This is a genomic window from Paenilisteria newyorkensis (genome assembly GCF_000766145.1).
In the GTDB taxonomy this organism is placed as follows: Bacteria; Bacillota; Bacilli; order Lactobacillales; family Listeriaceae; genus Listeria_A; species Listeria_A newyorkensis.
Map to the genome: position 1 here is coordinate 49,385 of NZ_JNFB01000010.1, position 19,023 is coordinate 68,407.

General features: G+C 40.5%; 19 protein-coding genes and 1 pseudogene. All 20 read left to right on the forward strand.

Annotation, left to right across the window (positions count from 1 at the left end):
• Positions 1-45: 45 nt before the first annotated feature.
• The 20 genes and pseudogenes from EP58_RS04045 (at position 46) to EP58_RS04135 (ending at position 19,020) form a co-directional block, all read left to right on the forward strand.
• Positions 46-333: a Mor transcription activator family protein gene (locus tag EP58_RS04045; RefSeq protein WP_036090406.1), complete on the forward strand. Its 288-nt coding sequence runs from the start codon at positions 46-48 to the stop codon at positions 331-333.
• A complete protein-coding gene (locus EP58_RS04050) occupies positions 330-710 on the forward strand; it encodes a hypothetical protein (protein WP_036090409.1) in 381 nt (126 codons plus the stop codon). The genes EP58_RS04045 and EP58_RS04050 overlap by 4 nt, the downstream gene beginning before the upstream one ends.
• A gap of 9 nt (positions 711-719) precedes the next feature.
• Positions 720-1,154 carry a hypothetical protein gene (locus EP58_RS16895; RefSeq protein WP_052164986.1) on the forward strand — a complete coding sequence of 145 codons (435 nt, stop codon included), beginning with the start codon at positions 720-722 and terminating at the stop codon, positions 1,152-1,154.
• 129 nt (positions 1,155-1,283) lie between these two features.
• Positions 1,284-2,765, forward strand: coding sequence for a TIGR02677 family protein (locus EP58_RS04060; RefSeq protein ID WP_036090412.1), 1,482 nt, complete (start codon positions 1,284-1,286; stop codon positions 2,763-2,765).
• On the forward strand, positions 2,766-3,950 hold the full coding sequence (locus EP58_RS04065) for a TIGR02678 family protein (RefSeq protein WP_036090414.1): 1,185 nt from the start codon (positions 2,766-2,768) through the stop codon (positions 3,948-3,950).
• 16 nt (positions 3,951-3,966) lie between these two features.
• Positions 3,967-8,094: a TIGR02680 family protein gene (locus tag EP58_RS04070; RefSeq protein WP_036090416.1), complete on the forward strand. Its 4,128-nt coding sequence runs from the start codon at positions 3,967-3,969 to the stop codon at positions 8,092-8,094.
• A complete protein-coding gene (locus EP58_RS04075) occupies positions 8,087-9,370 on the forward strand; it encodes a DUF2399 domain-containing protein (RefSeq protein WP_036090420.1) in 1,284 nt (427 codons plus the stop codon). Before EP58_RS04070 ends, EP58_RS04075 begins: the two co-directional genes overlap by 8 nt.
• A 1-nt stretch (position 9,371) precedes the next feature.
• Positions 9,372-10,448 (forward strand): threonine aldolase family protein, encoded by a 1,077-nt coding sequence (locus EP58_RS04080; protein WP_036090423.1) that lies wholly within the window; start codon positions 9,372-9,374, stop codon positions 10,446-10,448.
• Positions 10,449-10,614: 166 nt separating this feature from the next.
• A complete protein-coding gene (locus tag EP58_RS04085) occupies positions 10,615-12,294 on the forward strand; it encodes an alpha/beta hydrolase (protein WP_036090426.1) in 1,680 nt (559 codons plus the stop codon).
• Positions 12,295-12,373: 79 nt separating this feature from the next.
• The gene (locus EP58_RS04090; RefSeq protein WP_036090429.1) at positions 12,374-13,045 is read left to right on the forward strand and encodes a response regulator transcription factor; all 672 of its coding nucleotides are present in this window, start codon (positions 12,374-12,376) and stop codon (positions 13,043-13,045) included.
• Positions 13,042-14,091 (forward strand): HAMP domain-containing sensor histidine kinase, encoded by a 1,050-nt coding sequence (locus EP58_RS04095; RefSeq protein ID WP_036090431.1) that lies wholly within the window; start codon positions 13,042-13,044, stop codon positions 14,089-14,091. The genes EP58_RS04090 and EP58_RS04095 overlap by 4 nt, the downstream gene beginning before the upstream one ends.
• 142 nt (positions 14,092-14,233) lie before the next feature.
• Positions 14,234-14,746, forward strand: coding sequence for a hypothetical protein (locus EP58_RS04100; RefSeq protein WP_052164987.1), 513 nt, complete (start codon positions 14,234-14,236; stop codon positions 14,744-14,746).
• A 29-nt stretch (positions 14,747-14,775) separates the two neighbouring features.
• Positions 14,776-15,369 (forward strand): hypothetical protein, encoded by a 594-nt coding sequence (locus EP58_RS04105; protein ID WP_124892627.1) that lies wholly within the window; start codon positions 14,776-14,778, stop codon positions 15,367-15,369.
• A gap of 214 nt (positions 15,370-15,583) precedes the next feature.
• Positions 15,584-16,600 carry a zinc-dependent alcohol dehydrogenase gene (locus EP58_RS04110; RefSeq protein ID WP_036090438.1) on the forward strand — a complete coding sequence of 339 codons (1,017 nt, stop codon included), beginning with the start codon at positions 15,584-15,586 and terminating at the stop codon, positions 16,598-16,600.
• Between the two features lie 82 nt (positions 16,601-16,682).
• Positions 16,683-17,060, forward strand: coding sequence for a hypothetical protein (locus EP58_RS17650; RefSeq protein WP_236637274.1), 378 nt, complete (start codon positions 16,683-16,685; stop codon positions 17,058-17,060).
• Positions 17,038-17,478: an AAA family ATPase gene (locus tag EP58_RS17655; RefSeq protein ID WP_241480998.1), complete on the forward strand. Its 441-nt coding sequence runs from the start codon at positions 17,038-17,040 to the stop codon at positions 17,476-17,478. The genes EP58_RS17650 and EP58_RS17655 overlap by 23 nt, the downstream gene beginning before the upstream one ends.
• 15 nt (positions 17,479-17,493) lie before the next feature.
• Complete coding sequence (locus EP58_RS04120; RefSeq protein WP_052171341.1) at positions 17,494-17,778, forward strand: hypothetical protein; 285 nt, start codon at positions 17,494-17,496, stop codon at positions 17,776-17,778.
• A gap of 14 nt (positions 17,779-17,792) precedes the next feature.
• Positions 17,793-17,966 (forward strand): annotated as a pseudogene (locus tag EP58_RS04125) (GNAT family N-acetyltransferase); the annotation flags it as partial.
• A gap of 44 nt (positions 17,967-18,010) precedes the next feature.
• Positions 18,011-18,514 carry a hypothetical protein gene (locus EP58_RS04130; RefSeq protein WP_036090440.1) on the forward strand — a complete coding sequence of 168 codons (504 nt, stop codon included), beginning with the start codon at positions 18,011-18,013 and terminating at the stop codon, positions 18,512-18,514.
• Positions 18,511-19,020 (forward strand): hypothetical protein, encoded by a 510-nt coding sequence (locus EP58_RS04135; protein WP_036090443.1) that lies wholly within the window; start codon positions 18,511-18,513, stop codon positions 19,018-19,020. Before EP58_RS04130 ends, EP58_RS04135 begins: the two co-directional genes overlap by 4 nt.
• Positions 19,021-19,023 lie beyond the last annotated feature (3 nt).

Sequence of the window (19,023 nt, forward strand, 5' to 3'; positions counted from 1 at the left end):
TGGTAAGCTAAGGAAGTAGGTGACAAGGGAGGAGTGAAACGAACGATGTATCCACAACAACGCATTCACCAGGACTGTTTGGCGGAGGTCTACAAAGAGATGGTGGAGGCTGTAGGAATTGAGAGCATGCTGAAACTGTATCCACTTTTGCGTGGGCAACAAATCAATTTTCCAGTCCGCTTATATGCCAAAGACAAAGTCAGCATGAAAATAAGCCAAGAATATAATGGGAAGAATGTGCATGTCCTATCGCGAGAATACGGTTATAGTTCACGTTGGGTACAGAAGATTATTAAAGAGAACCAAGAATTAGAGGGAGGAGAAGTGACATGAAAACATTTTTTGTGAAAGATTTGGATGGGTGGCAGCGGGTGCAAGAGGAATTGCTTTTGTTTTGTCAACGCTCCAATATGCAAACGAAAATTATGGAAGAAGAAAATCTGTGGTGTATCAAAATGAAGCGAAAAGGTATCACAAAATCAACGCTAACCGTCCGCATGACATTACTGGAAGACAGCATGCTGGTAGAGGTAGGTAAAACAGCTTGGAAAGGCAAGCTAGCAACACTTGGTATATTGAGTGTTCCCATATGGAACGTTATCTATATTGGGGGCGCAACGGTAGGTGGGATTGTTCAGGTAAAAATGTATCGAAAAGTAGCTCAGATGGTACAAGAACATTTAGAAAAACAAAAAATACAGGGATTGTGAGGATGAAACATGAAGAAACTAAGTCTAGTCGTATTAAGCTTCCTACTTTTGTTAGCGGGTTGCGGACAAGCGGATACGGAGGATGCGTATAATACAGCGATACAAAAAGGGCTCGATGCGATTGCCAGTGAAAACTATGACAAAGCAGAAGCGGCTTTTGAATTAGCATTGGAAGATAAGAAATCCGATGACAAAGCAAAGGCTTATCTTGTGCAAACAAAAGCTATGCAAGAGGCTACAGATGCCTACGCTAAAAAAGACTATAAGAAAACCAAGAAAGAAGTAGCAAATGTTATCCAAGAGAAAAAAGGATCAGACGCGCTTGTTCAAAAAGCAACGGAACTACAAGCAAAAGACTATGACACAGCATCCACTTTACAGATTTGGAAGAAAACTAAATGCATCACCAAATCCAAAAGGAACGGCGCTATCTGGATTGATTGAAAAACTATAATGTACATTTCTAATGTTATCTTCGTTTGAATAGGTCCAAATATGTTATAATTAGTCACAAGAAGTCATGCTAAGTTATTGAGAAACAGACCCAAAATAAGCTAGAAGAAGGGATATTTGATGAATAATCAGGACTTTTCCAAGTTGAGTGAAGCTACCTATGTAACAGCGGAAAATTACAAGCGATATCGGCTAATTATGAGGTATTTTTATGACCAACATCGTAGTATGAATGATTTATTGTATCGTGGTGATATTCTTAAATTTATGCAAGAAGATATTAAATTCCCAAACTACCAAGAAAAAGAATTGGATCAGGATTTAAATAGTTTGATTTCGTGGGGGAATCTCGAGCAACGCCAAGAAATGAGCCAACCTAAATCCATTGAGGAATATAAAAATCGGCATTTTAGATATCAAATTTCGGAGACAAGTGTTGTGATTGAAGATATGCTAGAAAACATCGCAAACCTACATAAAGGAACTCGTGGCTCGCTAGATAAAAATATATTTGAACGATTATTAGTTTGCCTTACAAGATTAGAAAAGGAAACGCCAGAAGGACAACAATTGTTGGATATTTGGGAGGACACGGTTACACATTTTAGCAGAATTAGCAAGAATACGACAGACTATATTGGATATCTAAATAGTGAAAAATCTGAGCTTCAAATGCAGACGGAAGTTTTTTTAGTATATCGTGACAAGTTTATTAATTATTTGAGGGATTTTATTATCGCCATGCAAAATAAAGCCTATCAAATCCAACATAGTTTTGAAAACGTTTCGGAGGCTTGTTTGGAGCGAATTTTTCAACAGATTTTAAAGAAGGAAAAAGAAATACCTCGTTTAGAAATATTGACTATAGATGAAAATCAAATCAGAAAAGAATTTTTTGAGAAGTGGAACAATATGAAATCATGGTTTATTGATCAACCTCATAAGGCGAGTGAATATAGTTTATTGTTAAATCAAACGAACCATGCCATTCGAAAAATGACACACTTGATGCAGCGGTTTAGTGATCAAATGCAACAGTATCATAGTCGGAAAAAGGATTATATGCTGTTGGCGAAATGGTTTTTAGATTGTGAAAACTTAGATGAAGCGAATGAATTATCGGCGTATTTGTTTGGGTTTGAAAAGACGAAGCATTACTATGTGAAACCGTGCTCTTCTGATAATAAATATGAGGATATGTGGGAAATAGATCCGACTATTCATGAAACAGTACCAAGAATAAGGTCGTATTCGAGGAAAACCAAGTCTGATTCATTTGAGAGAAAGCAAGCCGAAAAAGACGAGTTGCGAAATAAGCATTTGCGGGAGAATAAGCAACTAGAAAACGGGATATTAAGTTACATTAAAGATAATAAAATTGATTTGAAAGATGTGGGATTTGTAGAAAAAGATGTGCGAAAAATTCTATTAAAGTGGCTAAGTCTATCTTTCCAAAAAGAGGATAATATCATTCAAACGGAATTTAATATGTCCATTAAAATAACGGTGGATACGGCTGAAATAATAACACTTTGCTCGGAAGATGGCGAACTAACAATGCCTAGGGTAGTATACAATATCCTGAAAAAGGAGATAAGTTAAATGGTTGCTAGCAATGAGGAAATAGCTGAGGCAGTTGGTGTTTTATTTGAAAACTATTGGATTGTTCGAGAACGGCAAAGGTATGAATATCATTTAATAAAAAGCAATGAGCGTGAATTGATAAGACATTTGATGGAGAACTATGGTTTAAAACTCATTGTACGTAGTCATTTTATCAAGTTAGAAAAAATTCCGATTCAAGCGAAAAGCTGGATGGGGATGGCGGATTTTAATACTTTGATGGAATATGCTCTCTTTTGTTGCGCTATGGCCTATACGGAGGAAAAAGGAGAAGGCGAGCCATTTCTGTTAAATGAGTTGGTAGAGGAGATTGAGCTTTTTTATCCTGAAAAAGAAGGGCTGGATTGGACTAATTATAGACATCGAAAAAGCTTGGTCAAAGTATTAAATAAAATGGTGGATTTGCAACTGATTGAAATAATAGAAGGAAATACGAATACTTTTGCGGAATCGAAAGAGCAATATGAGGTACTTTATAGGATTAGTAAATACAGCAGATATTTTATTCGAACATACCCAGAGGATTTTCAAATTTATAATAGTGGTAGGGACTTTATTTCGAATGAAAGAAGAGAGAAGCTGGCGGATTATGAAAATAGAGTGAAAATTTTCCGAACCTTATTGATGGAGCCAGCTATTTTAAGAAATGCAGATAATGAATCCGAATTTTATTATTTACGAAATCAGGAGGAGAACATACGTCATTTTTTTGAAAAATTCACACCATTTTCTTTTGAATTAACAAAAAATGTGGCGATGTTGACTCTCCATGATCGAAAAGCACAATATGATACATTTCCGTCGCTAAAATCACTAGATGACTGCTTTCTTCAATTGGTAGACTACGTTCGAGGAGATGGGTTGGAGTATAATGCGTATGGAGAAATGATATTGACTTCAAATCAGTGGAAAACATTAGTTGGAGATCATGCTGCTAGAAACAGAGGTGGATGGTCAAAAAAGGATCAGGAATTATCGTTGGATAAACTTGCGGCTGTGTTATTAGAAATCGGAAAAACGTGGGGAATGTTGCGTGAAAATAAGTTGGGGAATATAACTATTATGCCTAATTTTGCTAGAAATATAGGGCGTTATCCAGCAGGTTTTGACTCGTTGTATCCAGAGGCATATAAAGAAAAGATGAAAACTCAAATTGATGACTAACAACGGAGGTAATAGTATGGCGATTAATGATTCGAAATGGGAAGTCAACCGAGTAGGCTTGATTAATTTTTGGTATTATGATGAGGAATATTTTGAATTTGCTGATGGAAAGATGCTTTTAAGAGGATCAAATGGTTCGGGGAAATCTGTTACAATGCAGAGCCTGTTTCCTGTATTATTGGATGGGAAAACTATCGCTAATAGACTGGATTCATTTGGTAGTCGTGCCAGAAAAATGGAAGAGTATTTGCTAGGTGAGGAAAATGTTACGAAATTAAATGATCGGACAGGTTATTTATTTATTGAGTACAAGAAGAAGGACCATGATATCTACATGACGACAGGTATTGGTTTGAAGGCAAAGCGTGGAGGAGTCTTGACTAAATGGTATTTCGCTTTGATAGATAATCGCCGAATTGGGCATGATTTTAGTCTTTTTGACGAGGTGAGTGGGGATAAGCTACAGCCACTTTCTAAAAGGCAACTTATCAATCGAGTGGAGAGCGGCGGAGTTGTGCTAGACACACAAAGAGAATATCAAGAGCTGGTCAACCAAAGAATTTTTGGTTTTGCTACAATCAGTGATTTTGATAATTGTATAAATTTGCTTATTCAACTGAGAAGTCCAAAATTGTCAAAAGAGTTTAATCCTACTGTTATTTTCGGGATATTATCTAATTCATTGCCGACATTAAAAGAAGATGATTTACAAACGATTTCTAATACATTGGATCAGATTGATTCGAGTAGAATGAGATTAGAGCAGTTTGAACGGGAGAAACAGGCATTAGAAGGCTTAAATAGTGTATATACCGATTTTTATGATGAAAAATTGCGTATTATTGCAAAAAAATGGCTAGACAGTATAGAGTATACTAAGATAAAGCGAATAGAGCTTGAGCAACATCAAGCCGAGCATTTAATTTTGAAAGAAAAACTACTGGATTTAGAGTCAGAAGATCATGATTTGGATATGAACTTGGCCGTTTGGCGAGATGAAAATGAGGAATTGAGTCATCACAAGGATTTTCAGTTAGTTGCTCAGGGGCAAAAAACAAAGGAACATTTAGAAAAACAGTCTGAGGTAGTGAAAAAGCTTCATAGCCAATTGAAAGCAAAGGAGAGTTACATCAAGGAAATTAAAGGCCGTTTGCAAGAACTGGAAGTGGAGCATGATAATCTGGAGAAAGAGAAGCATGATTATTTGGACGAGATGGTTGATCATGCCGAGTCTGGCGGATATGCTATCAAACACTTGCTACATTTAGATAGTAGTAAGCGGCAGGATGAGAAGTTGGTATTGAATTTTTGGAGTGCGGATATTAAGGCATATGTAAGCCATTTACAAGAAGGGATCGAGCGTTTAAAAGAAATTCATCGTGAGCAGATATATTATTCAAAATTAGATAGTGAGCTTGGTGAATACTTGGAAAACCGTGATTTGCATCAGAAAAATCAGCTTCATTGGCAACAGACTTACAGAGAAGAGCGTGAAAAACTAGCAACGAAATTGCATGAATGGAAAAATCAGTTGCCATTCTTTCTAGATGTAGATGTTTTTAAAGGCGTATTACGTGATTTAGAGGGACTATATGATGAAGTGACTATATTTGAATTTGCAATAGAGCCTTTGTACCGGGCTGTAAAATTAGAAATAGAAAGACTGGATAGATCGTTATTGCCACTTGAAGCTGAAATGAACAGTTTGGAAGTTGAGATAAAGCATCAAGAGTCAGAGCGACAAGCATGGCAGGAGCAACGCGAGCCTGAGCCACTAAGGAGCATTGCTAGTACTAAGTTTCGAGAACAGTTAGTTGCGAATGCCTCTCCATTTTATGATTGTGTGGATTTTAGGGAGGAGCTTTCGGAGGAGCAACGGAATAGAATAGAGGGCGCATTATTAGACAGTGGAATACTGGATGCATTAGTGACGGAGGATTTTTTAGCTTTGGAAGGAGATCGGCAACTGATCCCTGTCCCGTTAACGCCTGATAAGAAGGCTTTAACAGAGTATTTAGTGGCGGATTGTGATGGGCTAAGTCGACATAGTGATTATATAACGCAGATTTTACGTTCTATCGAGGTCTCGGATGATTGTAATAATGACGTAGGAACTTGGAGGATTAGTACGGAAGGTAATTATCAGATGAACTTACTACGAGGTGTAACGGCGAGTGATTACAAGGCGATGTATATTGGGAAGGCTAGTCGGGAGCGTTATCGAGCAGAGCAGATAAATAAGATTAATAACGAGTTAGATTTATTGAATGGGGAATATATGAATTTAAAAGAAAATAAAATGATATTAGTGAAGAAAGTGGAAGACGCAGAGCAAATGGTGAATAACTTACCAAGAGATGATGAGTTGAAAACCACGTATGAGGAGAGTAAGAAGGAAGGGAGAAACGTGCAGGAATGGAATGAGAAATTATCTAAAAAACAGGAAGAGATGAGAGAAAAAAAGAAACATATGGATAGCTTAAAGTGGGGATTAACCCAATTTACAACGGAGGATGATCTTGAGTTGAATCTAGAGAGTTACGAGGGTGCGTACAAGGAGATGATAGATTATCAAGACGCTTTTTCTGACTGGAAGGATCGGTTGACAGGATTACAATATGTGATGGCAAAACAAAAAGATCAGCAACAGCAACTAAGCATTCAAAGCGAGGAAATGGATGAGAAGCAGCTGGAATCTGATGAGGCTCAGGATTCTCAGGATCTTTTAGAAAAACAGTATGATTCTATAATGGCACGACAAAAGTTGAGCAAGTTAGATGATATTAAAGCCCAGATTGGGCAAGTTAAGTTGAACATTCAAGAAGGTGAGAAGCGCAAAAAAATGATAAGTAGGAGCACGCTTGAGTCTCATGGACGTAAGGTTCAAGTTGAGTCTAAGATAGAACAGTTAGCTGGGAAACTGGATTTTGATGTTATATTTGAACAACTGTTAGCGAGTACTTTTACTCAGGAGTTTAAGCGTTATCGGGTAGTGAATAATGAATTGGAGATGGAGGATGAGGCAAAAGGGATGATTCAGGGTTGGGAGTATAATGATAGCCATTTATATCAATTTGAAAGGAAATTAGATAAAGTATTTTCTGTATCTGAAAGTAATCTTCTAGAGTATCGGCCATCCGTGAAGAGAGCTGTTATCTTGTCTGAACCGGATTATTTGGAAACTTATACGGATGAGAGCGATATGTCTATGATTGAAAATTGGCGAACATTAAACCAACAAAAAATTCTGGAAGTGAACTCGGAAGGCGCTTGGATTCATCCGCAGTTGCTGATAGATCGTTTGAATTCTCAGATTGAACAGGCCAATTTGATACTGCGAGAGAGTGATGAGGAACTTTTTGAGCAGATTATTTTTCATTCTGTAGGCAAAATAATTAGACAGCTCATTCAAAAGGCGCAACGATGGGTGATACAGATGAACGCAATTTTAAAGGATCAGGATAATTCGTCTGGACTAACGTTATCGATTAATTGGGTTCCGAATACTGGTGATAGTGATGATGAGCTATCGACGAAGGAATTAGTGCGACTGTTGAAGAAAGATACTTCTATTTTAAAAGAGAGTGACACGGAGTTAATGAAAAGGCATTTCCAGGCAAAAATAGCACACGCGAAAAAAGAACAGAAAGAGGAAGATAGCGGGGATAGCCTGTACCAGATTTTGCAACAAGTATTGGATTATCGGAAGTGGTTTCAATTTGAAATGAAGTATCACAGGGTGAATGAAGGAGTGTCTAAGCTAAATAATAATGAGTTCAATAAATTTAGTGGCGGTGAGAAGGCTATTTGTATGTATCTCCCTCTTTTCACGGCGGTATATTCGAGATATGAGGATGCGAGCGCTAATGCACCCTATATTATTTCGTTAGATGAGGCTTTTGCAGGGATTGATGAATTAAATATCGCGGAATTATTTAAGGCGACGGAACAATTGGGCTTCAACTACATCATGAATTCGCAATCTTTACAAGGAGAATTTGCTACTGTTTCCAGTTTGAATACGTATGAGTTAATTCGACCAAGAAATGCCGCAGTGGTAGGGACATTGCAGTATCATTGGGATGGATATACAAAGAAACTTATTTTGCCTAAAAATGGTGACGAGGAACTAGTGCATGAATAGGAATGAGTTATATGAAGATGCTATTCATTATTTTAATAATCGTGTAGCTTTAAAAATCTTTTTTGAGGAAATGGAGCGGAAATATAAATCTTATGGTCGCTTTCAAGGAAATGTTTCGAAAAAGGGATTTCATAATGTTGATGTGGAGCCGTTGTTGCAGTTTATGGGGATAGATCCTTGGGAATGGGATGAGGTGAAACATATTAAAATTGCTACTTTCATTAAACATTATGAGAGTAGTAAGTTTGAGGAAATCCCTTTAAAGGATGTTGTGGAGGCAGTTTTAGGGCGGAGATTGGTGTCGAACAAAGAGAAGCAAGAGCGTGAAGAAGAGTTGTTGCAAATTTTTGTGAGTACGGTAGAGAATATTTCATCTGTCTATCTGGAAATCCCTTTAAAACCTTTTTATAAGTGGTATTTAATAGATGGAATTGATTGTTTGAACGGTTTTTCTCAAGTTAAGGAAGCTTTGGGAAACATGCCAAAAGAATACACGAAACTCCCGGTATTCGCATATCAGCAGACAGGGAATCCGCACGCTTTTGATAGTACTACGTACAGAGGTCAGCTATTATTGGCGGTACTAGGAGTGTTATCATTAAATAAAGAACAGATTTATACGTCGCGAGTAGAGAGAGAAAATGAAATATATGCTGGATTTCACTTGATTAAAGATGATATTATGAATTTTGCAGCGATAAATGGTTTGGTTGCTTTTAAGAAGAGCGAACCAATGGCGATGTGGCGGAGTGCGTGCGAGAGTAATAGTCCGTGGAATGTTCCTGTGAGGCAACTAATCGAGATTACCACAATCAGGCCGAATAAGGGGAAGAAAATTATACTGATAGAAAATTCAGGTGTTTTTTCAGTGTTACTAGATAAATTTCCAGATCTACCTATTATTTGCACAAATGGTCAATTTCGATATGCGATTTGGCTATTGTTAGATAGGTTAGTGAATCATGATGTTCAACTGTATTATTCGGGTGATTTCGATCCTGAGGGTATTGAGATGGCATCCAAATTAAAAAGTCGATACCAAGATAAGGTCTTTTTTTTAGCGATGGATGCAGTAGCTTATTTGGAGAGCAAACCAAGTGTGCCACTGGATGGAGACCGTTGTAAGAAATTGCGAAACGTTATTGTTGTGAATGAATTAAATGATGTTAAAGAGAAGATATTAGAGCTCGAATTGGCAGGCTATCAAGAGGGAATAATTGAGCGTATAGCTACAGAAATTAGGCAGAAATTTTATAATGATAAGGGGTTATTATGACATGGTAACAAATAGATTATTAAAGGATTCATTCAAAAAAACGACGTACAAACTTTCGCAACATGGGCCGCGTAATGCTAGTGTTTTGAAAGAGGCTTTTGAATCGGTTGATGCGGATTTGGAAAGTGATATTTACGGGGAAGGTGCAGTTATCGAGAATTTTCAGGACAAAATCGCGGCGTTTTTAGGGAAGGAGACGGCTGTGTTTTTCCCAAGTGGGACGATGGCGCAGCAAGCTGCATTGCGGATTTGGGCGGACGAGAAGGGGAACAATAAAATCGCGTATCATCCGCTTTCTCATCTCGAAATTCATGAGCAGGATGCCTTGAGGGAGTTGCAATCGATGGAGCCGTTATTGCTCGGGAAGGCGGACCGTGTGCCGACGCTGGATGATATTCGCAATTTAAATGAGCCGGTTTCGTGTATTTTACTTGAGTTGCCGCAACGTGAAATTGGTGGGCAGCTGCCAACGTTTTCGGAGTTGGAGGAGATTTCGGCGTATTGTCGCAGCAATGGGATTAGGCTTCACCTTGATGGCGCGCGGTTGTGGGAAGTCACGCCGTATTATCAGAAGTCGGAAAAAGAGATTTGTGCGCTGTTTGATAGTGTTTATGTTTCTTTTTACAAAGGACTTGGCGGTATCGCGGGTGCTATTTTGGCTGGCGATGCGGATTTCACAAAAGAGTCGAAGGTCTGGAAACGCCGTTATGGCGGTGATTTGATTAGTCTGTATCCGTATATTGTGTCGGCGGATTATTATTTCGATAAACGAATTGGCAAAATGGGGCAGTATTATGAGGCGGCGAAGGATTTGGCGCGTCGATTTAATGCGTGTGATGGTGTGCGTACGGTGCCGGAAGTCCCTGTTTCCAATATGTTTCATGTGTATTTTGAGAAATCGGCAGAAGCCATCGAACCAATTTTAGCAAAAATTCATGCGGAGACAAATGTTGGGTGTTCTGGATACTTGCAGGCGAAACCGGTTGATGCGTGTGGGTTTGAGCTGTCGATTGGGGATGCAGTGGCGGAAATTCCTGCTGAAAAACTGGATCAAGTCTTTGAATTGTTACAAAAATAGTTAAATAAGTGGAGACGGGTCAATGCTGCGAAATCAGTATTGGCTCTATTTTCATGGAGAAATTTTGCGAGATATTAATAAAACGCTTTATTTATCGTAATATTTGTATTATAATTGTAATATAAGAAATGAATAAGAAACAAATCTATTGAAAAAGGAGAACAAGATGAAAAACAAAAAAATTATCCCGTTGTTTTGTGTCGTAGTAGCAGTCATCATAATCATCATTATCTGTATATTCCCAATGTCCGCAAAAGGTCCGCAAGCTATGGTGTTACCAACGACGAGCCAGCAATCGATGCCAATCCAAAAAACACCGATAACCACGGTAGATTACAATTTAGGCAAAGGATTCTTAAAAACACCAGGAAAAGTGGATATGCCCTATATGAAGCAAGGCGTACTCTCAATCCCAACAGGAAAAGGTGGTCCATATCCGCTCGTTGTTATCATTCATGGACGCCACGGCATCCGAGATTATGAGCATATATCAGAAGCTGAAAAGTATTACAAGGGCTTTACTTACTTGACCCAGTCACTAGCAAAAGAGAAATATGCAGTCATTAGCATTGATGTGAACCCTGAGCAATACGAGGTTTATAAAGAATCAATCGAGGATGGCGCTATTGATTATGGTAATTCTAAAAATTATGAGCGTTTAATCAGCATCTACAAAGCGCATCTTAGCGGATTAGCCAAGGCCGTGAAAAGAGAAACTTCGAATTTTAAAGTAGATTTGAAAAATAAGATTAATCTTAATGACGTGACACTTATCGGTCATTCGCGTGGTGGACAAGGCATTGATTTTCTTGCTACAAGTTTGAAAAAAGAAGGGAATAAATCGATTAAGGGCATGATTTCGCTGGCACCATCGAAGAATCTGCCAAATGCGCCGTATACGGATGTTCCTCATGGTTTTATTATTCCAGAGTACGATTTTGACGTGGATACGTTGGAGGGGCAAATTTCTTTTGATGAATTAAAGGTGAAAAAGGGCCGCAAGTCATGGGCGAATGATGTTTTTTTAAGAGGCGCGAATCATTATTACTTTAGCAGAAAATTGGATTTGGGTTTCACGCCGAATGTGCCTAGTGACAACGTTTTGGATAAAAATACAATCAATAGAAAACAGCACGAAACTTTTCTTACAAATTACGCGGCTGAGTTTCTAGGTATTATTCACGGTAAGCAGAAGCCAAAAGCGAATTTTAACGCGAATGGTGTGGCTCCTCAAAAAATGTACGGATTGAAAGTAATGAGCTCCATGTATACCCCGAAAACAAAGCAAATATTCACGGCGGATAAGAAGATTCAGGTGAAAACATCGGACATGAAGAGTAAATATGTCGTGGAATCTGTTGATAAGAAGCGAAATACAGCGGGTTATTTTAAACATCCGATTGAGACAGAGTTCAATTTGAATGGGCCGAATTTGAATTTGCTCAATATGCAGTGGACGAATAAAAAAGGAAAAGCAACGTTACCAATGGCTACAAAGGACTTTTCTAAATTCAGAACAGTGCGTTTGCTGATAGCGCAAGATAGTACCAATAAAATAAATCGTGGAAAGGATCAGGCGTTTACTCTTGTTTTCACCGATAAAAAAGGAAAGCAAGCAAGAATTATTCTGAGCAACAATACACCGGCGCTTAGTTATTTATATGGGGTTGAAGAAACGTCATATACAACAGAGCCGTTTTGGTTAGGATACACGCCACTGATGGATGTGAGAATTCCGCTCGCTTTGCTAACAAATGTGAATAAGAGTGAGATTCAAAGTATTGGTTTTGAATTCAATCAGACGAATGCAGGCTCGATTATGCTACGGGAAATGGTGTTGCAATAGGGAAATTTTTTCTAATAGAAACAATTTATCAACATTTTAGGTGTATAATATAATCAAAATGGTGAGGGAGTTGCGGATTTTGATTAATATATTAGTGGTGGAGGACGATGCGAAATTGAATCATATTACGTGCGCGTATTTGGCTAGCAATGGTTATGCGGCGAAAGGGTGCGCGGGGCCACAAGAGGCGTATGATTTAATGTATAGCAATCGATATAGTTTAATTATTTCGGATATTATGATGCCAAAAATAGATGGGTTCGAATTCGCGGAGACGGTGAGGACGCTGGATAAGGATATTCCGATTTTATTCATGTCGGCGAGGGATGATTTGGCGGCGAAACAGCGCGGTTTTCGGATTGGTATCGATGATTATATGGTGAAGCCGATTGATCTTGATGAACTGGTTTTGCGGGTGACGGCGTTGCTTCGAAGGGCGAATATTGCGACGGAGCAAAAATTGGTGGTCGGTAGTTTGACAATGGACGCGGCGGCAGTGAGCGCAACGGTTAGCGATGTTGATGTGCCGGTGACGGTTCGCGAATTTAATGTGCTCTACAAATTGCTGTCTTATCCGAATCAGGCTTTTTCGCGGGCGCAGTTGATGGATGAATTCTGGGGAATCGAGAGCCAGACGAGCCTGCGCGCGGTGGATATTTACATCACAAAAATCCGCACGAAGTTCTCAGATTGCACCGATTTTAAAATTGTCACCGTGCATGGCATCGGGTATAAGGCGGTGTTGGCATGAATGACGGCAGCTTGAAAAAAATGAGTCGCTTTTCTTGGTGGGAATATATCGCTGTTTTGCTGGCGCTCGGCGGGCTCGCAATGCTTCCGGCGTTGATGTTTGGCGCGGATATTTTGAAGGAATCGGGGCCGTATCTTGGTTGGTATATTTTATATTGGGCGATTATTGCGGCGATTTTCTGTATTTTCACGGGGTATCAAAAATATATCGCGTTTGATAAGCCGATGCGTGAGTTAAGTCAGGCGACGAAGCAAGTGGCGGAGGGGGATTTCACGGTTTATTTGAAGCCGCTACACCGGGTGGACAAGCATAATTATATCGATGTCATGTTCCAAGATTTCAACAAAATGGTGGAGGCGCTGGGATCGCTCGAAACGATGAAAACGAACTTTATCGCGGATGTGTCTCATGAAATCAAAACGCCATTATCGATTGTCCAAAATTACGCGACGGCGCTGAAAAACGAGGATATAGCGCCAGAAATACGCAAAGAGTATGTAGAAACGATTATTACAGCGTCGCAGAGTTTATCGGTTTTGGTGACGAATATTTTGAGTCTGAACAAGTTGGAAAATCAGAGTATTCCGTTGCTGGACGAGCCGTATGATGTTTGTCGCCAGCTTTCTGATAGCATTTTGGCGTTCGATGATTTACTGGAGCGAAAGGGTATACGCCTGGTGGTTGATATCGAGGAGCAGGCATCGATTTACGCGGATCCGGATTTAATGGAAATCGTATGGCGGAATTTGCTGTCCAATGCATTGAAATTCACGGAACCTGGCGGGGTCATCACGTGTACGCAAACGTCGACGGCAAATTCGGTGCGTGTCGCGATTTCTGATACGGGTTGCGGAATGAATGAGGAAACGAGGACGCGGGTTTTTGAGAAATTTTATCAGGGAGATTCGTCGCATTCAAAGGATGGAAACGGCTTGGGCTTGGCGCTTTCGCTACGGGTGATTGAGCTTGTGGGCGGGACCATCGAGGTGACGAGCGAGCTTAGCAAAGGTTCGACGTTTGTCGTCACGCTAAAAGCTGGGTATTAAAAATAGCAGTCTTGGATTCGAAACTGGAATCGGGGCTGTTTTTTTTGCGTGCGAATTAACATTTCAGAAACATTTTAGATGCAAATCGCAAACATTTGTTTATTAAGATAGGTATATCAAATGAGGCGAGGGAGAGATGGACATGAGTGGTAGAGCGGATTTTGTGGGGTATGAGTACAAGGATATCACGATAAATCAGGAGCAAGAATCGCTGTTTATCGATGGCTACACTAATTTCGGCTGGGATTTGGACAGTGTGTCAAAATCGGTGACTTCGCTGAAAATCAAGTTTAAGCGGGATCGGAAAATTCGTAATAAGGCGGAATTGACACGGTTACAGCGACAATTCGACGCGTGTGTGGATGAGATGGAGCAACTGGAGCGTTCGAAAAAAACGACGGCGCGAATCGTGGCTTACGGCATCGCTTTGGTGGGAACGATTGGCATGGCGTGTTCCGTGTTTGCCGTCACGAGCGGGCTCATCACGCTTTCCATCATTTTCGCCATTCCAGGCGTTCTCGGCTGGTTGATACCATATTTTAGCTACAAAAAATTATACCAGAAAAAAACCGCCGAAATCACGATTTTGATGGATCAGAAAAACGAAGAGTTGTACGAAGTGAGCAAGAAGGCGAATGGTTTGTTGCCGAAGTAATACCAATTTTGAAAAAGGGGCGCGGGAATGTGAGGGACAGATATACAAGGTGCATGTATTTTACAACGATTGCCGTGCCGTTTAACGCGATGCTTGCGATTGGAAAAATTGTTTTAGGCGTATTTTCGCTATCTTTTATTCTCGTTATCAACGCTTTTTTCAACATTGGGATGGCGGTCGCGAAATATTTGGCTGTTAAAACGCATCGTACGAGTAGTGTCACCGAGAGGGATCAGCGGAAATCGTATCGCAGCATCGGTTGGATGATTTTGTTTTCGAGCATTATGTTTATCGTGTTTTGCAGCGTGCTGACGATCTCCAATACGGCGATTAAATACGATCCGCACATCGCTGTTATCATTGCGACTGTGACGTTTACAGAATTGGTGTTGTCGATTCATGGGATTATAAACGCGCGAAAAGATAAGAAATTAATCATGGAAGCGGTGAAATTGACCAATTTTGCGTCGGCTTTGATATCGTTGGCATTGACGCAAGCCGCGCTCTTGTCTTTTGCATATGATGGCAATGTGGTTGGCTATAATATGATTTCTGGACTACTTTTTGGGACAATTTCAGGTTTTATCGGCATATATATGATTTTGAAGAGGAGGTTGGCGTGATGTTAGGATTCCAAATTACATTATTGATAGTTGGCGCGGTGATACTCTATATTTCCATCGCTAATATATTTGAGATGTTAAATAAAAAAGCGCAGAGGAAGTGACAACGATGAAAAAGATAATCATAGGTATTGCAAGTGTTTTAGCCGTTTCTGGCACTGTTTTAGCATATAAAAAGCTTCGTAAATAAAATAAGAAATGAGGAGAATGTCATATGAAAGCAGCAGTTTATTATGGAAAAGAAGGAATTCGAGTAGAGGAAAAAGCGGTGCCGCAAGTTGGTGAAAAAGATGTTTTGGTGAGGAATCTTCGAGCTGGGATTTGTGGCACGGATATTAATATTGTGCGAGGCGGAGCTGGGAATCGCGGTATTAGCATTGGCGCTGAGTTTGGCCATGAGATGGTCGGTGAGGTGGTTGAGATTGGCGCGGCTGTAGCGAGTGAAGTTGCGAAAGGGATGATTGTTGGGATTAATCCTGTGACGGCAAAACGAGCGGGACGCCGGCAGTCGCTGGAAGCATCGGGATTCTCGGAATATGTGCTGATTGAAGACGCGGCGCTGAACTATAATTTATACGATATGGGCAAGGATTGTTCGCTAGAATCGGCGGTATTGATGGAGCCGATGAGCGTTGGTCGACACGGTGCATTCCGCGCAAATCCGAAACCAACTGATAAACTTGTCGTGCTGGGCGCGGGACCAATCGGGATGTCTGCGGCGGCGAGCTTGATTGCAGAAGGGTTTCCGAATGTTTGTGTGGTGGACACGAATGACTGGCGATTGCAGAAAGCGGAACACCTTGGCGCGAGCGTTTTAAACACGATGAAGCAGGATTTGGCGGCAGGATTAAGCGCGCATTTTGGGGAAGTAAATGTGTACGGGCAGGTCGTTCCGGACGTGGATCTTTTTATCGATGCAGCGGGCGCACCAATTTTGTTCAAGCAAGTGATGGCAATCGTGAAACCAGGCGCAAAAATCTCGATTATCGCGGTGTATAAAGATGAAGTGCCAGTGAGCTTGGCGCAAGTTATGTCAAAAGAAGTGAGCATTCAAGGCGCGAGCGGTTACACAGACGGTGATATTCGCAAAGTTGTCGATCATATTATCAACAAGAAAACCGATATCGCAACGATGGTTACACAAGTTTTCAAATTGGTTGATATCGAAAAAGCGTTTGATGTCGCGATCAAAGGAGAAGGCACGGTGAAAGTGATTGTCGATTTGACGTGAAAAATGGATAGGAAGGAGCCACTCGGAATTCGGGTGGCTTTTTTGGTATAATGGGCTTAAAGCTAAAAAAGGAGGGCCCACTATGCAATATGTCAGGTGTTTTGAGTTGTCGAGTGGTTCTGTTACGAATCCGAATATTTATCCGTACAATATTTTGCGTGGGAAATCGGGCGAGATATTTATTTTTGATACGATTACTATTTTATATGGGAACAATGGCTCTGGGAAGTCGACGTTGCTGAATCTCATGGCGACGAAGCTAGGTGTGGCAGGCGCTGAGCAGAACAAGGCGTGGAGTAAGATGGATTATTTTTCGAACTATGTAGCGGAAAGTAAGGCGAGCTTTGGAACCACGGAAGATGGTGTTCGTGAGCTTGCGATTCCGGCGAATAGTCGCTATATTAAGAGTGAGGACATTAATCCAGCAAGAGGCGATTTTGCGGGAGGGTTATGTGTATGAGCGTGGTCGTCTGGGGCAAACAAAGGAGGAAATCGCAGAGCATCAAGGGTCTTATGCGATGAAAAAGGAGATCAAACGCCTTCAGTTTGCGCAGGAGAAATATTCTAACGGTGAAACGGCGATGCAGGTTTTTGAGGATTATATTGTGCCGGACGGGTTTTATTTATTGGATGAGCCGGAAAGTTCGCTGTCACCGGAAAATCAAATGAAGTTGGCGGAAATCATCAATCAAGCCGCGCGATTTTTAGATTGTCAGTTTGTGATTGCGACGCATTCGCCGTTTTTACTGGGAGCGCTATCAGGGACGATTTATAATTTGGACCGGGATGGTTTGCAAACGTGTGCTTGGACGGAGCTTGAGAATGTGCAGTTGTTAGAACGGTTTTTTCATGAACGGCAGGATGCATTTCGAAAATAAGAGAGGAGATTTAAAATGATTATAATAATGGTAAGTCACGGCTGGCGTGTGCATTCGGATCATCGTGTGCGCATTTATCAAGAGAGCGAGGGGAATCTGGCAATTTTTCTGGACATGAAGGAATTCGGCGATCCAGCGCCACTCTTAATTGATTTGACCGAGCAATCAGCAAGCATCACATCGACGCCGCATTTGGTTGAGAAAATAGAGGTAACATTGACAAAAGAAATCGTGATTACGTGGAACGCCGAGCCTTTCCAATTGTCCGTGACGGAAGGCATTTATGAAGACAGCGAATAAGAGGAGGTTCCGCCATGTATCAGATAACGACCGCATTACCGGCCGCATCCGAATTTGTCCAATTGCGGGTGGACTGCGGGCTGAGCTTCCGAGACATTGAAACTTCTGCAAAAGCACTGCCCCAAAGTGAGTATTTCATCGGTTTGCGAAATGAGGAGAATGGTGATCTGATCGGTATGGGCAGGATTTATCGGATGGAATGAAAGAGTAATCAAGAAAAGGAGAAAATCCAATGCAACCACCTAAAACCCAAGATTCTGTCATCAAAGTAAGCAGTTGGCTACTCATCGTTTACTCCATTATCGAGATAATAATTTACCTCGTATTCTTTATTCTGAGCAAAATTGCAGGCAAATATTTAAGCGGATTCATCGACCAGCTAGCGACGAACTACATTGATTTCGCCTTTCACGAGCAAGTTTCTAAGTTCGCCAGTTCATGGACGATCAACCTGATTCTAGATTCTTTCGTCTTCACAACGGAAATATTCCTACTGTTCAGCATCATCCGAATCATCACGGCTATCTTGATTCTGAAACAAAAGAAGTTCTCATTTTTGCTAATCATCGCGATGATTATTTGGGGAATCTGGGTTTCTTTCACGGCGATTATTTTTGTACCATTGCTCACGATGATCACATTAATCGGTAATGTCGGACTGTTTCTCCTGATTATATCTAGAAAAGAATATCGACTACTCGTGTTTAGTGGTTGGAAACGAGGATTTAGGAAATGAAGAAAATAGCCCTGATTGTTCTGAGTTTATTTCTGCTTACCAGCTGTGGGATGGTGCCTAGTAATGATGAGCAGATTCAGAAAACAACGCCTAAAATTACGTTGAAGTCGTCGCCAGGCACAGAAATCAAACCATCGAGAACAGATTATAGCTGGAATGGAGAGCAAACGAAAGCTTATTTTCCTGCACCAGAAGATTTTTTGAATAGCAAAAAATTAGTCCAGACAGATAACACGGATAAAGTGCAAATCACGATTCAACAAAAAGTGAAAACGGGTATTTTAAAAGCCTCACATCTGAATTCAATTACGCTAGAAATGGTTCCTAAGTCAGGCGATGACTTTCTGCAAGTCGATGTAAAGAAACTAGAGGATGGAACTTGGCAATATAACGTTCCATCTGAGTTCGGTAAGTATATGTATATTCTCAAGGAATTATACGATGGCGATGGGTACGAAGACGGTTACTATGTCACTTACTATTTTGGCTTGGAAGTAACGGAATAATGA